Source organism: Lentilactobacillus raoultii, from assembly GCF_900411375.1.
GTDB classification, from domain to species: Bacteria; Bacillota; Bacilli; order Lactobacillales; family Lactobacillaceae; genus Lentilactobacillus; species Lentilactobacillus raoultii.
In genome coordinates this window covers 234,586-249,834 of sequence record NZ_LS422986.1, presented here as the reverse complement: position 1 = coordinate 249,834, position 15,249 = coordinate 234,586, and the positions used below count along the sequence as shown (strand labels likewise).

General features: G+C 40.2%; 19 protein-coding genes. 10 read left to right on the top strand and 9 right to left on the bottom strand.

What is annotated here, in order from left to right:
* The first annotated feature begins 47 nt into the window (after nucleotides 1-47).
* Entirely contained in the window at nucleotides 48-884 is an 837-nt protein-coding gene (locus tag ED605_RS06890; protein ID WP_121978155.1) for a C40 family peptidase, read from the top strand.
* Between the two features lie 24 nt (nucleotides 885-908).
* Nucleotides 909-2,093 (top strand): CPBP family intramembrane glutamic endopeptidase, encoded by a 1,185-nt coding sequence (locus ED605_RS06885; protein WP_121978154.1) that lies wholly within the window; start codon nucleotides 909-911, stop codon nucleotides 2,091-2,093.
* Nucleotides 2,094-2,176: 83 nt separating this feature from the next.
* Here the strand turns inward: ED605_RS06885 and ED605_RS06880 are convergent, their stop codons facing one another.
* Nucleotides 2,177-2,497 (bottom strand): hypothetical protein, encoded by a 321-nt coding sequence (locus tag ED605_RS06880; protein ID WP_225419070.1) that lies wholly within the window; start codon nucleotides 2,495-2,497, stop codon nucleotides 2,177-2,179.
* A gap of 119 nt (nucleotides 2,498-2,616) precedes the next feature.
* On the bottom strand, nucleotides 2,617-3,939 hold the full coding sequence (locus tag ED605_RS06875) for an MFS transporter (RefSeq protein WP_225419069.1): 1,323 nt from the start codon (nucleotides 3,937-3,939) through the stop codon (nucleotides 2,617-2,619).
* Nucleotides 3,940-4,061: 122 nt separating this feature from the next.
* On the opposite strand from ED605_RS06875, the gene ED605_RS06870 reads away from it, so the two are divergent.
* Entirely contained in the window at nucleotides 4,062-4,670 is a 609-nt protein-coding gene (locus ED605_RS06870) for a winged helix-turn-helix domain-containing protein (RefSeq protein ID WP_121978153.1), read from the top strand.
* Nucleotides 4,671-4,778: 108 nt separating this feature from the next.
* Here ED605_RS06870 and ED605_RS06865 read toward each other — a convergent pair whose 3' ends face one another.
* Nucleotides 4,779-5,123, bottom strand: a complete 345-nt coding sequence (locus ED605_RS06865) for a type II toxin-antitoxin system PemK/MazF family toxin (RefSeq protein ID WP_121978152.1) — start codon at nucleotides 5,121-5,123, stop codon at nucleotides 4,779-4,781.
* A gap of 235 nt (nucleotides 5,124-5,358) precedes the next feature.
* On the opposite strand from ED605_RS06865, the gene ED605_RS06860 reads away from it, so the two are divergent.
* A complete protein-coding gene (locus ED605_RS06860; protein ID WP_121978151.1) occupies nucleotides 5,359-6,570 on the top strand; it encodes an RNA-guided endonuclease InsQ/TnpB family protein in 1,212 nt (403 codons plus the stop codon).
* Nucleotides 6,571-6,633: 63 nt separating this feature from the next.
* On the opposite strand, the gene ED605_RS06855 is transcribed toward ED605_RS06860, so the two are convergent.
* The 5 genes from ED605_RS06855 to ED605_RS06835 all read right to left on the bottom strand — a co-directional run bounded on the left by ED605_RS06855 (nucleotide 6,634) and on the right by ED605_RS06835 (nucleotide 9,562).
* The gene (locus ED605_RS06855; RefSeq protein WP_121978150.1) at nucleotides 6,634-6,906 is read right to left on the bottom strand and encodes an AbrB/MazE/SpoVT family DNA-binding domain-containing protein; all 273 of its coding nucleotides are present in this window, start codon (nucleotides 6,904-6,906) and stop codon (nucleotides 6,634-6,636) included.
* 150 nt (nucleotides 6,907-7,056) lie between these two features.
* Nucleotides 7,057-7,479, bottom strand: a complete 423-nt coding sequence (locus tag ED605_RS06850; RefSeq protein ID WP_121978149.1) for an SRPBCC family protein — start codon at nucleotides 7,477-7,479, stop codon at nucleotides 7,057-7,059.
* 75 nt (nucleotides 7,480-7,554) lie between these two features.
* On the bottom strand, nucleotides 7,555-8,382 hold the full coding sequence (locus ED605_RS06845) for a helix-turn-helix domain-containing protein (RefSeq protein WP_121978148.1): 828 nt from the start codon (nucleotides 8,380-8,382) through the stop codon (nucleotides 7,555-7,557).
* Nucleotides 8,383-8,414: 32 nt separating this feature from the next.
* A complete protein-coding gene (locus ED605_RS06840) occupies nucleotides 8,415-9,077 on the bottom strand; it encodes a CPBP family intramembrane glutamic endopeptidase (protein WP_121978147.1) in 663 nt (220 codons plus the stop codon).
* 29 nt (nucleotides 9,078-9,106) lie between these two features.
* Nucleotides 9,107-9,562, bottom strand: a complete 456-nt coding sequence (locus ED605_RS06835; RefSeq protein WP_121978146.1) for an HIT family protein — start codon at nucleotides 9,560-9,562, stop codon at nucleotides 9,107-9,109.
* Nucleotides 9,563-9,760: 198 nt separating this feature from the next.
* Here ED605_RS06835 and ED605_RS06830 point away from each other — a divergent pair, with 198 nt between their 5' ends.
* The 6 genes from ED605_RS06830 (at nucleotide 9,761) to ED605_RS06805 (ending at nucleotide 14,341) form a co-directional block, all read left to right on the top strand.
* Nucleotides 9,761-10,267: a hypothetical protein gene (locus ED605_RS06830; protein WP_121978145.1), complete on the top strand. Its 507-nt coding sequence runs from the start codon at nucleotides 9,761-9,763 to the stop codon at nucleotides 10,265-10,267.
* 174 nt (nucleotides 10,268-10,441) lie between these two features.
* Nucleotides 10,442-11,347 carry an ATP-binding cassette domain-containing protein gene (locus tag ED605_RS06825; protein WP_162919772.1) on the top strand — a complete coding sequence of 302 codons (906 nt, stop codon included), beginning with the start codon at nucleotides 10,442-10,444 and terminating at the stop codon, nucleotides 11,345-11,347.
* A complete protein-coding gene (locus ED605_RS06820) occupies nucleotides 11,344-12,123 on the top strand; it encodes an ABC transporter permease (protein ID WP_121978143.1) in 780 nt (259 codons plus the stop codon). The genes ED605_RS06825 and ED605_RS06820 overlap by 4 nt, the downstream gene beginning before the upstream one ends.
* Nucleotides 12,124-12,260: 137 nt before the next feature.
* Complete coding sequence (locus ED605_RS06815) at nucleotides 12,261-12,992, top strand: ABC transporter ATP-binding protein (protein WP_121978142.1); 732 nt, start codon at nucleotides 12,261-12,263, stop codon at nucleotides 12,990-12,992.
* Nucleotides 12,993-12,998: 6 nt separating this feature from the next.
* On the top strand, nucleotides 12,999-14,054 hold the full coding sequence (locus ED605_RS06810; RefSeq protein WP_121978141.1) for an ABC transporter permease family protein: 1,056 nt from the start codon (nucleotides 12,999-13,001) through the stop codon (nucleotides 14,052-14,054).
* Nucleotides 14,055-14,068: 14 nt separating this feature from the next.
* Entirely contained in the window at nucleotides 14,069-14,341 is a 273-nt protein-coding gene (locus tag ED605_RS06805) for a hypothetical protein (protein WP_121978140.1), read from the top strand.
* A gap of 81 nt (nucleotides 14,342-14,422) precedes the next feature.
* On the opposite strand, the gene ED605_RS06800 is transcribed toward ED605_RS06805, so the two are convergent.
* The gene (locus ED605_RS06800) at nucleotides 14,423-15,115 is read right to left on the bottom strand and encodes an aspartate/glutamate racemase family protein (protein ID WP_121978139.1); all 693 of its coding nucleotides are present in this window, start codon (nucleotides 15,113-15,115) and stop codon (nucleotides 14,423-14,425) included.
* Nucleotides 15,116-15,249: the final 134 nt, after the last annotated feature.

The following is a 15,249-nucleotide window of genomic DNA, read 5'->3' as shown; positions in this document are numbered from 1 at the left end:
CATGCTAAAAATAAACTAATAACTTTATCTGGGTGAGGGTGGCTAAAATGATAACAAAACATCGAAAATTAATAACTTGGGGACTGAGCTTAATCGTCCTGATTGGTATAAGTGCCATTTTTGTTAAAGCGACATGGGATCCTAATGATACACCGGCCCCGATTATGGATGTTAAACAGGCAATTGTTCCCAATCATGTTTATCAGGCCTATCGTTTCCCGTACAAACTAACTATTACAACTGATAATGCCAAACTTTATTCAGCCCCGGCCGGCACTAAGGGGTCACATTATCTAGGAACCGCGGCCGCCCATTATTTAAAGGCGGCCATTATCGGTCAGGTTCGAGATGATTTAAATCATAATCAGCGAGCCGGCTATATCAAATTTACACAGAATCACCAATCCTATTGGATCAGTGCGCAGCAAATCCGTTTTCGTGATCTAAGCGCACTCAGAGGCCATCAACCACAAATTGAAGCGGCCATTAATGCGGGACTAAAATTGGTCGGGCATTCCAAATATGATTATGGTGGCGGTCGAAACTTAACCGATATCAATCACCACCGATTCGACTGTTCCTCTTTTGTCAGGTATTGCTACAGCAAGGCCGGTATCACTCTTGGCAACTTGGATAGTGTCACAACTTTCACCTTGGTGACAATGGGTAAGCCGGTTAGTTTTCATCACATGAAGCGCGGTGATCTTTTCTTTTTCACAAATGCTAGAGGACAGGTCAATTCACACGTTGCCATCTATCTGGGTGATCACCTATTCTTGCATGACCACGGCCAATCGGATACCGGTGGCGTTGGTATTACATCACTAAACGCTCCCAGTTGGTATAATGAGACTAACGGAACGATGAGACGAGTAATCAACTAGATTTTATAAAGGGATCTAATAAATATGAACAAATACTTACTAGCTTTTAAAATAGAGTGTTTATTAATTGGTATCGTTATAATTATCTTTTTTGTCAATTCTCTTTCATCTTTGCTTACTTTAACTACAGTTATTTTGGGTATCTTGACAACTTTCTTTGGATTTTTAATTTCTAATAGAAAAAATATCAACCACCAATTCTTACAGGTTGGCAACCACTTAGTAAAAATAATCTTAACCTTCTCATTTCCAACTACTTTGCTCACCGCTATCAGTTTGTTATCATCCCTTCCCACAACCTCACGGCATCTTGCTTGGTTGACATTAACACTTACACTAATCATTTTTGGTGGCGCACTGTTACCGTTTATTAAGGCAATCCTATTACCGATATCTCAACCGAGCTGGCAAATTGCTATCGGTATCTTGTTCATGACCATTTTACCGGCATCATTTATGTCGTTAAGATATTTAAACGCCACCATCACTTTTACAATTCAGTCCCCCATTATATGGATTTTTATTCTCACAAGCTTGGCTATTACCACTTACGTAATGATTTACTGGGGATATCAGCTGCCTAGGCTCAAAATTAACAAAGATGTTGATTATCGATGGCTTTTGTTGGCAGTGATAACATTACTTCTTAACTTGGGATTGTCAGCTGGTAGCTGGTCTCGATTATTCTTTCATTTTGACTTAACTTTAACGCCAGGCCCTCTATATTTGATTTTATTCACTATTATTTGGACCGGTATAAAGGAAGAATTTATGTTTCGATATGTATTTTTATGGCCACTGGCTTCCTTGGCAAGAGGACCTATTGAATCCAGAGTATTTTGGTCCAGCTTGATTAGTTCCCTCGTTTTTGGTGTCTTTCATGCACAAAATATCAATAGCCAAGGCGTTTTACAAACCTGCTTACAAATCTTTGCAGCTTTTGGAATTGGTTTTCTGTTCAGCGTTATTACGTTATACACTGGGACTATTTGGATTTCAATCATTATCCACAGTATGATTGATTTAATTGGTTTTCCAGCGACCAACAGTGTTTTTACCGGGAAAACATCATTGTTTCTCATTGAATTTATCATTGCTACTCGGGTTATTGAATTAATCGTTGCTTTCTTGTTGATAAGAAACAAGAAGAATCAGCAGGCGTTTAGCACAACACTAAATCGACTGAGACAAAATCAGTTAAACTTTTAAACACAATAGCTTCTTAATATTCCCTTATTCGCCTCCGAAAAAACACCATTCCAATTACCAGAATGGTGCTCGTTTAATTTCAATTATTTTTCCAACAGCTCCGACTTAGCCGCTTGATAACCTTTGATGAAATCAACTACTTCAGTCATTTGATAGTTAGTCAGCTGGTTTCCCAACATGACCGTTTTTTGTGGATATTGTCGAAAGGCCTGATGCTCCTTAAAGTCTTTGGCCGCTTGATCATAGCCCATTTGATAATCGCTTTGATCAGTTTTCGACTGCTTAGTATCAGTATCATTGGACCACTGTTCTTGAGATTGATTAGCAGTATTTTGATACTTACCCCGTTCGTAGTTCTTTTTAACATAATTATGAAGTTCTTTAAATTCTTCAAACACCGTCATCGCTTCTCTTTCATTAACCGTCTAACTTTCTAATTCAGCATTTACTCATTATTCTAGGGTGAAATCATTTACCATAAATAATGAATTAATTAGTAGGTTATAGTAGCTGGGATGATTTGTCAATCCTTTTTAAATAAATAGTCTCGGCGAATGTCTTCAAACAGGCGTTTTACAAATCCCAAACCATAAGCAAACATGAGACAGCCACTCATCACAATCACCAAGGCCCCCTTTAAATTTAACTGAAAGATGACCGTATAGATCAGCGTGCCAATTGGCATAATGGCGGTTACCGAGGTGGTCAATATTGCACTCACTCTACCCAGCAGCCGTTCTGGAACAGTTGTTTGTAAGAGCACATTAATTGTGATATTCATGGTGGCACTCATTAATCCGGCTACCAGCATCATCATGGCCCCGACAATTGAAAGTTGATTCGGCTGATTTAAAACCGTCAGCGTCATCCCCAACAGAATAATGCAAAGACCCATTGTTGTAGTGGGTAATAGGACTTTCACGGAAAGATATTTCTTATTCGGAATCATGGACATTAATAGACTCCCGACGAGCAATCCCAAAGAAAAGCCGGTTTCAATGACCCCCACTGGTTGATTTCCAGCATGCAATTGATTGGTAATGACGAAGGGCAGGCCAATTGTCACCGCTGTGAACAGAAGATTCACCACGATCGCCATAAAAATCAGGTCTCGAATCAATGGGCGACTTTTAATATAGTTTAAGCCCACTTTGAAATGAGTTAGTTGGGACACCCGCTTCTTCAAATCATCACCGATGCAGCTTTTTGAATTTTGATAATGAAAGTGCATTGATATTAAAATAAGTAACGCTATGATAGTTGAAATAATCTCAACCATAATCAGTAATTCAAAACCCATCATAGTATATAAGATGACGCCCACAACCGGCGCTAAAATAGATGAAAGCGAACTTGCAGCTTGAGTGAGTGCGCCTAAGATTTGAATTTTTTGCTCATTCACTAATTCATGAACTGCGGCTGTGTAGGCCGTCGTACTAAAATTGGTTGAAATGGCATTCACGATCACAAAGCCGATAACTGGAGCAAATTCATCAGCACCGTTGAAGTGGGGCAAACTTAGTGCAAACATCAGCAAGCCACCTAATCTAAACGACAAACTCGTTACTAAAATAACTTTGTGACGAAAATGATCAACAATGTTACCGACTGGCACTAAAAAAAGTAAACTAACTATCGGAACAATTGCGGTTTCCAGACCAAAACTTAATGGTGAATGCGTATCATGCAACAGCATCAATCCCATCGCAAGCGATAACATCCCACCACTAAGTGAACTAATGAAATTACTGGTAACGTCTTTCAAAATTTGACAATCAGATTGCCGATCAGTAATGATACTGGTTGGTTGATTATTCTTTGAAGCTTCGACTAATTTAGTTTCCAATATCAACCGCCTCGAATCTATTTTAAAAAAGTTTATCTACTAAATTTTTTTAGTAGGTAAATAAAATATAGTCGGTTGATTAATTTTTGTCAAGCCATTATGATAATGATGAGGTGAAAAGAATGTCACAAAATCCGGTTTCCAAATTAGCAAAGTTAATGGCCGATGAAAAAGTCATCGCCATTTTAAAGGCAACTAAAAATAAAGCAGGCCTAACATCAAAAGAGATTTCTCAAAAGGTTCATATTCCAACTAATCAACTCTATTACACCATTAAGAAAATGACGGATGAAGGTCTATTAGAAGTAACGCAAAAGAAGAGCATTAAAAATTTTCAAGAATTCTATTATTCCAGCTACCAAATGACCCATCATGACCCCCAACTTGGCCCTGAGGACCCTGAACTCACCAAGAAGGGCGTCAACATTTCAGCAGAGTGGGTTGAAAAACACAGTCAGGCAGTAGCACAGATGATTCTATTCCAAACCCAACAATTTCTTGGTGCCATGCAATCTGATGTGACGGATTATGCTACCCATCAGGATATCAATCGCATCCACGCTGGAGCAGTTCACAGCACATGGAAATTATCCCTGGATAATGAAAAAAGGCTTTGGCAACAAATTATTAGGTTAATTAATGAAACCGAAGTTGAAAGTCAGGGAGAGGATACGCATGATGTCCATCTTTTAATTGAAAAGTGGGTTCAAGATTCAAATAATCAAAAATAAGCAGTGGGCTTGATCGGGAGAAGTTTATCGATCAGCCGACTGCTTATTTTTTTGGATCAGTGCAGGTATCAGTTATCCTCGCCAACCTGGAGGCTACTATCGCACATCTCAATTTTGTTTTGCTTTGTTATTTTTGATAAATTTGAACAAATTGACCTTATCGCGATTACTTAACTGACCAATTGGCCGTCTACTTAACACATAATCTCGAGTAATATTTACAAGCTGTAGCGTGTCTATATAAGATTGTCTATGCAGACCAGCAACACCAAGATCTAAAATACGATAATAATATTGTTTTATCGACTTAGATTTGTTAGCAAACTTGGTAGTAATCTTGAAAGTTACTAAATACTTGTCATTGTAATCAACCACTAAGATTGGGCGGTGCTTACTTTTGCCAGTATTGTCATCGAAAAAGACATCGGCAATATAGATATCCATCGGTGACATTTACTGAAAGTTCCAGGCAGAAAGCCCCTGACTTTAGTCGGGGGATGAATGCCGATAGTTTTAATTAAATCTTAAGGGAATGTTCGTTTGGGGATATGCTATACTATTTTAGCAATCTTGTTTAAGGTTGATTAGGGAGACCTTAAAGGAACACCAGGTGGCGTTAGTTCGGTCAGAAATCACTACCTTTTGGTCCTCATTAACGGTCATTTAAATTTGAAAGGAGGGCCTAGCGATGCTTAAAGGGGTTAAATTACGGCTCTATCCCAAGCCCGACCAAGTGATTCAATTGTGGCAGCTCTTTGGTAACGACCGGTTTGTCTGGAATCAACTGTTAGCAATGATGAACCAGCGGTATGAAAATAATCCGGAGCTGAAACGGCTCAACCGTTATCAATTAGATTATTTACTGCCCGCTTTAAAAATTGAATATCCTTTTTTAAAGCTCAGTGATAGTTCCAGTCTACAAGTGGTCACCCGCAATCTGAATCAAGCCTGGGTCAACTTTTTCCAGGATAAAAGTCATCAAGTGGGGAAGCCCCGGTTTCACAGTCGGCATTACCCCCGCCAATCCTATACCGGTAAATCCACGGTGCAGGTCATTGCCAAACGTTATTTAAAAATTCCCAAGTTGGGTTACGTTAAAACCAGTAAAACGGGTTGCTTAAAAGATGGCCAGATTAAACAATATACTTTATCCCATGACGCCACGGGACGATATTATCTGGCCATTCAATTGGAGTGCCCGGAACCCCAACCGTTGCCCAAGACGCACCGCGTGGTTGGCTTGGATCTGGGATTAGCCCATTTAGTGACTACTTCAGATGGCCAACAGTTTCCCACCTTAAAGGCTGATTGGTTAACTCGGCAAGCCACCCTTTGGCAACGGAAGTATCAACGCCGGAAAAACCAAGCCACCAAGTGGGCCCGTCAGTGGAATCATGACCAACGGCATTTCACGGACCGCGATGTCTTTGATTATCAAAACTGGCAACGCGCTCAGCAAATCAAAGCCCGCTATCAGGGCCGAGTAGCCCAGCAACGCTTAAACTACCTGCATCAGCTGAGTACCGAACTGGTTAAAAAGTATGATGTGATTGTGATTGAAGATTTAAAAGTCAAGAATCTGCAAAAGAATCACCGGTTAGCCCGTTCGATTGCCAATGCCGGCTGGTATCAATTTCGTCAAATGTTAACTTATAAATGTGACTGGTATGGCAAACAATTAATTGTGGTTAACCCCCGCTATACCAGTCAACAGTGTTCTAACTGTGGGTTTCAAAGCGGTCAAAAGCCTTTAGCCATCCGGGAATGGACCTGTTCACAGTGTCAGACCCATCACGATCGGGATATTAATGCGGCAGTTAATATCCGGCAGGCGGGCTTAAAACTCAACGCTACGGGTTCGGGACGAACCTTGGTCACAAAGTCCGGTTCTGTAAGTTAGACCTGGTTCTAAATACTACCGGATGTTCCCAGAAACCACCGATTTTAATCGGTGTGTAGTTCATTAACCTTCTTCCATCCACTTAGCAAAATTAGGCGCTTTAGTTTTGTCGTAATGACCATCTTTATCAATATCGACCGTTTCAGTTGGTATATCTTTAATCAAGTTATGCCAATCTAATTGAGTTGGCACCTTTTTAATAACGATTTCTTCATTATCGTTAAGTGAAACACTGACTTCATCGCCCGAATTAATATTGAGTTGCTTGCGAAATTCTGACGGTAGAACAAGTTGACCTTTAACGGAAACTTTTTTAGTGATTGCTTTATTTGTCATATTAAGGCCTCCTGAAACACACTTAATTCTTACCTTCTAACTTCTTACAGTGAGATTATAACAGATAGAAGATTTAGGAATAAACAAAAACAACCCGGCATTAATTGTCGAGTTGTTTTTTCGTTGAAATTAACTTTTTTAATTGACTGCTTAAGCCACAGTTACTCTTTCAATGAGCAAGCCTAAATTTTTCAAGTTAATTTTCAAAGCGTGTTTGGCAATGGGCGCCAATAATTTAAGTGGTAACTTGGTCTTTGACTCATCGGTCATCAGGGCTTCCGTAAGTTGCAGCCGATTATTGGCAACTTGCTGGAGTGTAAATACTAAATCATATTCAAAGCGTCCTTGGCGACTGTGATAAATTATCCGGTCGCTCACCTCTTCGACGGTCATTACTTCTCGTTGATTCAAAGCCGCTTGAGCACGAGTCACGATAAAGCTTCGATGGCCTTGATCAACCGCCGTAATTTCTGGAACCCATTTCAATAATTGAAGCGGGTCTACCAGGATTTGACGTGCCAAATCCTTGGATGCGTTAATGGTTATAGAATTAGTGAATAGTTGTTTGTTCATGCTAAAGTCCTCCTCTTATTTGATGGCTTTAGCTTACCAACCGACAACCTAATTTAAAAATCAGAATACTGATATTTAAAAATTCTCGTAGGGTTTCTCGTGAAACAATTCCGTAAAAATATCGGCTCGCCGGTGTGCCTCATCGGCCATATCTATGCGGGCCTGCATTTCAGACGCCCTAGCCAACAAATAATACAAGTTAGCCAACATGTAGTGTGAATTATGGTGAGTCGCAAACTCAATTCCTTTAGTAACCCAACCAGCCGTCGCCGGGTATTGTTTAAGTTCAAAGTTAATCAATCCCGCCAAATAAAAAATGATAATCAAATTTTCTTCATATTTAGCGGCTTCAATCCCAGCGACAGCTTGATCGATTAACTCTTCAGCGACTCGCTGATGACCCAATTGCGCCTTAATAACTCCCATCGAAATCGTCACTAATCGGGTTAAAGTGGACGACCGGTTGGGATGGGCATTGGCCAAAGCTAATTGGAAATCAGTTTCAATCGTCTGACTGTCATGCTCTAACTGCCATTCTGAAATCCCCAGATAATAGTAATAGGCCTGCATTTGGCTGTCACTTTCAATACTGTCCAAAACGGCATCGGTTTGAAGAAAATCAAACAGTTCCTGATACTGATGCCGATTGCACAAATCGGCCAATTTTTGATTGAGATTAGCGGCTCGACTGATGGCAAAATTAGTCGTTAAACTGACTTCATCCAAACTAATCGCCAACCGTTCGCAAAGCGCCATCAACAATTTAGCATTGGGAGTATACTGCCCCTTTTCAATTGCCGAAAGCATGGATTGCGAACAAATCCCTGCCGCTAATTGTTTTTGCGTCAGTTGTTTAGCCCGACGCGCTTGTTTAAGAGTTTCCCCAAGGGTCACTACTGTCATTAATTGTCATCTCCAACCAATCTACCAAGTGTTCAAACAAATAGAAAAATCGCTGAATCCCATACACAGTGCAAAATCGTTCCCGGCCATAGATTCTTTGATCGATAAAAGAGCCAACCAAAAATCAATCCCAAGGGTAAGACACTGGCAATTCCTGAAAGCCATCCCCGCCAAGACAACTCCTGTGCCCAATAGATCGGGAAATGAATCGCTTGAAATAAAAGTGCCTGAATAACGATGGCTTTAACGACCCCGCTGTGAGCCAGCAGGTAGTTACAAAAGAACCCCCGGAAAACAAATTCTTCAATTAATCCGGCAGCCAACGCTACGGATAAGAAGTTCCCACCGGCTTTAGTGAATGGGTGAGCCGTCATGTACAAACCATGGTGCTTAAGGATCATTGAAATGAATAAGTAACCAGTCATTCCTACCAGCAGCCACCAAAAAACGGCTGGAAAGCGCCGATTATAAAGATGTTTTTTGGACAGCCAGAGCTGCGACTGGGTTCTATTGAGCCAAAAGATTCCCAAGGGAAGCCAAATGGCTGCTTTTACACTGATATCGATCAAATCATTGACTACTCCGGTTGTATAGCGCGTTTGAATTGTCGTTAAGTAGGTTTGAGCGATTAACCAAATCACCCAAAAAATCAGGTAATTTATATAAAGCTGTTTGCCGGACCATTGCCGTTGCATCAAAATTACGCCTCTTCAATCAATTCAGTTTAAGATTGATGATCTTTCAAGTAGTTAGTAATAGCCGCTCTTAACGACCTATCTTTTTGGCGGGTGTATTGATAACATGGATCAGACCAATAGCTTTTCGGATAAAGCCACACCGGTAATTTCAGGCGGTCAGCCGATTCATGCCGATATCTTGGAAAAACGTGCGCGTGCAAAAACTGATCCGAATTACCCAGGATATCATAGTTCACCCTGACGGCCTTAGTAGCATACAATACAGCATCTCCTAAAATACTCATATCAGTTAAAAATAGCGTGCGTTCTGATAGCGATAGCTCATTTAAAGAACCAACAACTCGTCTAGGTAATAAAACTGAATAACCAGGTAAAAACTGGGTATCGCCCATCACCGCAAAGCCACCTGGCAATGTCGCCATGACCATGGGATTGGTTCCGTTAATTGCCGCACGGATTCGATCCTGTCGCCAATCACGCATTCGATCACCTCAAAGCATTTCTTCCTATTATCGTCGTCCAATTTGAATTTGTCCATAGCCAGCTTCATCGGAATTTCCATTTTGACTTGGTCTAAACGAAAAAATTAAATAGTTATCCTTGCATTACGATTCGTTTTGTCGTACTGTATTAGTTGAATAGTACAGTAGTATAAACACCTGAAAGGAGGCTATTTGGACATGAAAAAAGCAACCCATTTTAATCAATCACTTGTTTTGGCTATTTTATTAACTGTCGTCATGGTCATGCCACTTTTATCAGGATGTACTGGCAGTCAGGCCAAGGATTTAAAGAATTTGTCAGCCAAAGCCGATCATCAGCAACCATCGCCCTTTAGAAAAACAGATTGGGTAAAAGTTACCACCGCCAATGGGCATCAAGTTGACCAAATCACTAATCGACGCGATGTTATTTACGTTTCCGATATCGTTGGCGACGCTGCTGAAGATGATCAGGTCGGCCTTGGCACTCATTACCTCAGTGACAAACATCCCAGCTATTATTACACCTTTTACCAAGCCAAGCCAAAAGTTGCCATTCACTTAACCGTGTACTCGGATGCCAAGCAGGCACAGGTCACTCACTTACCTATCATTCACGCTGTGCATTATAAACTGTCACCAACCAGTTATCATAAATTAACACATCCGGTGAAAACGTTAGGAGCCCAACCGATGCCGAAGTAACTGTCAACGTATTAACAAATCGGGATGATAGTTTGAAATACAAATGGACAATCATTGGCGCAGTTGTCTGGCAATTATCCAATCAGGAATTTAACCACTTCAATCACCCCGATCATTTTGAAGGCAACCAGAAGCGCAATTAAAAATTTGGAGGTCTTTTCATTGACTAATACCATTATGCAAATTCAACATTTGAATAAATCTTTTGAGTCAAAACAGGTCCTGCACGACATTTCATTTACTGGTCAAACCGGCCACGTAATTGGCCTAGTAGGCGCTAACGGTGCCGGAAAGACCACCTTGATGAAGGCCATTTTGGGATTAATCTCCGCACAGGGCAAAATCACAATCGACGGTCACCCCAGTTCATTTGATCATCACGAGATTTTAAAAGAAGTTGGGGCACTCATTGAATACCCCAGCATTTATCCCTTTATGAGTGGTCGGGACCATTTAAAATTGTTCGCAAAAGGACCTAATCAATCGCAGCGGATTCAATCTGTGATTAACGACTTGCATTTAACCCATTATATTGATCGACCAGCTAAGAAATATTCGTTGGGGATGAAACAAAAATTGGGCATCGCCATGGCAATACTGAACAATCCGAAGTTGGTAATTCTCGATGAACCGATGAACGGCTTGGATCCTCAAGCTAATAAAGAACTTCGATTATTAATTAAATCAAAGAGCCAAACGGGGACCACTTTCCTCATCTCCAGCCACATTTTAAGTGAATTACAAAAGATTGCCGACGAGCTGTTGATTCTCGACCATGGTCAGTTGATTCAGGAAACGACTATGAAGGATCTATTAGCGGCCAGCGTGCATTACTTAATACTGTCGACTGACCAGGATGAGTTGGCCCGGCAAGTTTTAAAGGCAGCCGGCTATCAGGTCCTCAACGATCCTCACTTGAAGTTGCAAATTCCACCTAAGTTTAATCTGGAACCAATTCTCAAAGAACTAACTAAGCATCACATCACGGTCTTGGACATCCAACATCAGGATGGTGGATTGGAAGATTCAGTTTTGAAGTTGTTACATCAGGATCAGGTTTTAACGGAGGCTGCAAAATGAAAACACTATTATGGCAGGAAACGTTTAAATTGCTTAAGAAAAAGAGCACCTACTGGGTCACAATTGTAATAATGGCAATAATTTTAGGTCAGGCCTTTCTTGGTAGCGTATACCCAAAGGTAATCCCTGCAAAAATGTTTTTCACCTCCAGCTTTGGTGCTACTACAATGATCGTTTTTGTTTTGATTGCGGCCTGTGCAGCATCAATTTCTATGGAATTTCAATACGGAACCATTAAAGAACTCGTCTACCAACAATATTCACGCAGCACTATTCTGATTAGCAAATGGCTAGTCATGCTGATTTATTCGTTGTACCTATATGTTATGACTGGCACCGTTGCTCTCATTGGAAAAGTTATTTTCCTAAATAATAAATTCTCTCTAAACGATAAAGACATTTACTCAAATCATATGACATTTTTGCAACAGTGGTTATCGCAAATGGAGAGCAGCTTCATTACCTTATGGTTAGTATTGAGTATCGTTTTCTTGTGTGCATCGCTCTTTAAAACGTCCACTGTAGCTGTTACGTCAGGAATTGTCGGCTTTTTTGCCCTGAATGCGATTGGCGTTTTAATGTTTAAAGTAATTGCTAAGTTTCACTGGTTCAGGTGGAATCCCTTTAACTTTCTTAACTATGCTAACCAAGTTACAGACCCTACCCGCAAATCTTTAACCCAATTGTCGGATAACCAACTTTTAATTGGTAGCTTAATGTACACGGCACTATTTCTATGTATTGGATTGTTGTTCTTCCGAAAACGGAATGTATAAATTATTCACTAATTGATTGAATTATGAAGCTAAGGAATTATTAATGACAAAAAACGGCTAAATAATTGTAATCGTTATCTTAAGGTGTATGATGACATAAAATAGTTGTTGCTTTTCCTTTTATCGAGGTGATCAACATGGCAAAACAAGTGATTAACGTCCAGAACGTCACGAAGAGCGTCTCAATTGACGGCAATAAACAAACCTTGGAAATTCTTCATGGCATTTCCTTAACCGCCAATGCCGGTGAATTTCTTAGTATCATTGGCCCATCAGGATCTGGAAAATCAACCTTACTCAATGCAATGTCTGGGCTGTCTAAACCAACAAGCGGTCAGGTAAACATTTTGAATATCGATCCTTATCAACTAAAACCGGCTAAAGCTGCAATTTTTCGGCGAACACAAATTGGGTTTATCTTTCAATCTTATAATTTGGTACCGGCACTACCCGCTTTTGATAATATTGTATTGCCACTGCGTTTATCACATCGGAAGGTTAACAAATCCAAAATTTACAAGTTACTCAAAGAACTTAACTTTGAAGCCAATCCGAATAATTTTGTATCGGACCTATCCGGTGGCGAGCAACAAAAAATTGCGATTGCCCGAGTGCTGGTGGCTAATAGTAAGGTCATTTTCGCTGATGAGCCAACCGGTGCTTTAGATACTGTCTCTCGAAAAATTATTTTTAACCTACTCCGTAAGCTAACGGATCAAGGCGTGTGTGTCGTAATGGTAACTCACGATATCGAAATGGCGTCAGCGACTGATAAAGCTATTACTTTGCGTGATGGTCGTTTGGAAAAAGTTATTGAGAAACCAACCGCAGACGCTCTTTTCCAAGCGCTCAACGAGGAAGGGAGCTGAGTAATTATGTTACGAATGATTTGGCTACAATTCAAATACTCTCAAAAAGTTTGGGCTGCATCCTTGCTTTTATTTATCGTAACGGGGTTTCTAACGGGTGTTTGTTTAAACGGTATCTTTACAATTGACGATCATTATGCACATTTACAATCAGCTGCCAATCTTAGTGCGCTATTCTATTATCCCATGATCTTTGGCATTATTACTTTATTTATAGTTTCCAGTGGTGTCATTAAGTTAGTGATCAACAGTATGCGCAAAGACTATACACTTTGGACAATCTTAGGAGCTAATCCGAATCAACTATCCTTGTTAATTGGCGGTCAACTATTGATTATTGGCGCGATAGCAGCTTTTATTGGTTTTGTAATTGCTGTCCCGTTCACAGTTGCATTGAGTGGCTGGCTATCTTCCCTATTAGGAGCAAGCCAAACTGCTAACATGCCGAAACTTCCTTTTGACTTTTCAATTCCAGCTTGCTTCTGGACGATTTCCTTTATTAGCCTTACTTCTGGATTAGCTGGTTATTTTCACTCGCATAAACTATTTATCAACTCACAAAGCAACGATTTAAATTTCAAAAAACACCATTCTAAATTCCAAAAAATAGGCCGGATCTCGTTGACGGTTATTAGTGCGATGGGCTTGCTATTTTGTTACGGTGATTCAATCATTTTAACTCCTCAGGCACGTCATTATCTGATTAATGGCAGTCCTCATGAAGCAGCCAAAACCTATATTCCAAATTTAATGTTGATCATGCTCTTCTCAATTATGCTATTTTCACTGCTGTCGCCAATTCTGTTATCGTGGTTAATTAAATTATGGACACACCTCCTACCAAGAAAGAAATCAGCCACCACAAATACCGCTTTCTGGCATACACTTTTCGACAAAAACTATTTATCGTCCTTGATCGTGCCACTGTTTGGTGGATCATTCTTACTAACTGGTGTTAATGGCGTGACTTCAAATATTACTAACGGCGGTGGTAACCAAGCTGCTGCAGCCAACTCACTGGTCAGCTTAGTCACCTTAGCAGGCAACAAAAAATCAGTCTAAAACAACTACTCATTTTGGGATTCACATCTGCAAATGCAATCGCCGAACGCATCACTGAGGCGTTTATTTACGCCATCACCTTTCTTATCTGTGCGGTAATCGGCAACTTACCACTTTATTTAACCATTAATCAGATCGGTATTAACACACATGACCCAATGGAAATTTCGTGGAATTCAGTAATTGCTTGGCCAACATGGCTATTTGGCCTGATGCTCATTTTCATCGCGGCTGTTGGTTCGTTAAACGTCGTGCTGGTTAATCGTGAATTTAGCCCTGCAGAATAGTTTTTAAAAGATTCGCGCGGAGAAAACTCCCACGAATCTTTTTGTTATAAATGAACTCAAATTGAAAAACTACTCAACCAATTACTTCATCAAATAATCTACCGCTCGATTCACGTGAATTTGAGTTGTGTCATAAACGGTAATTTTAAAATCTGCTTGGGACAAAATCAATGGAATTTCAGTGCATCCCAAAATAAGTCCTTCAATCCGGCTGGTCGCAATCATATTTCCGACCACCTTTTTTAGGTATTGCTTCGTGGATTCTTTAATAATTCCCTGTTCCAATTCATTAACAATAAAGTGGTTAACCTTAGGAATGTCCTGGTCCGTTGGCAAAACAACTTTGATCTGATTTTCCAAAAATGGCTTTTCAAAGAATCCCTGTTTCATCGTAAAATCCGTTCCCAACAAGCCGACGGTTGTCTGGTGATGCTGCTTAATCTGGGATAATGTGGCGGTCAAAATACTGATTAACGGAATCGGACTTTGTTTCTGGACCTGATCAAAAACGATGTGGGGTGTATTAGCAGCCATTAATCCCACCGTTGCACCAGCCTGAGCCAGCTTATCGATCCCGCCAACTAACATTTTTGTCAATTCTTCATACCGTTTTTGCTGGCAAAGCGCCAACATGGCAAAAATATCAATGCTTTCGATATTGAGATTTGGGAAAACCTGTCTTCCCATTCGCTTTTCGTATTGGTACACAATCTTTTTGTAATATTCAAGGGTTGATTCCGGTCCCATGCCACCTAAAATGCCTAGCTTTTCCATCCCAACTGCCATCTCTTTCATTTTGAGTTTTTAACTTATGATAAAATTTATCATTTTCAACTCATTATACCGCTATGAATCAAATAAGCCAGTTGATCAGGACCCTTATTCAGTTCACCAAATCATTTAAAAAA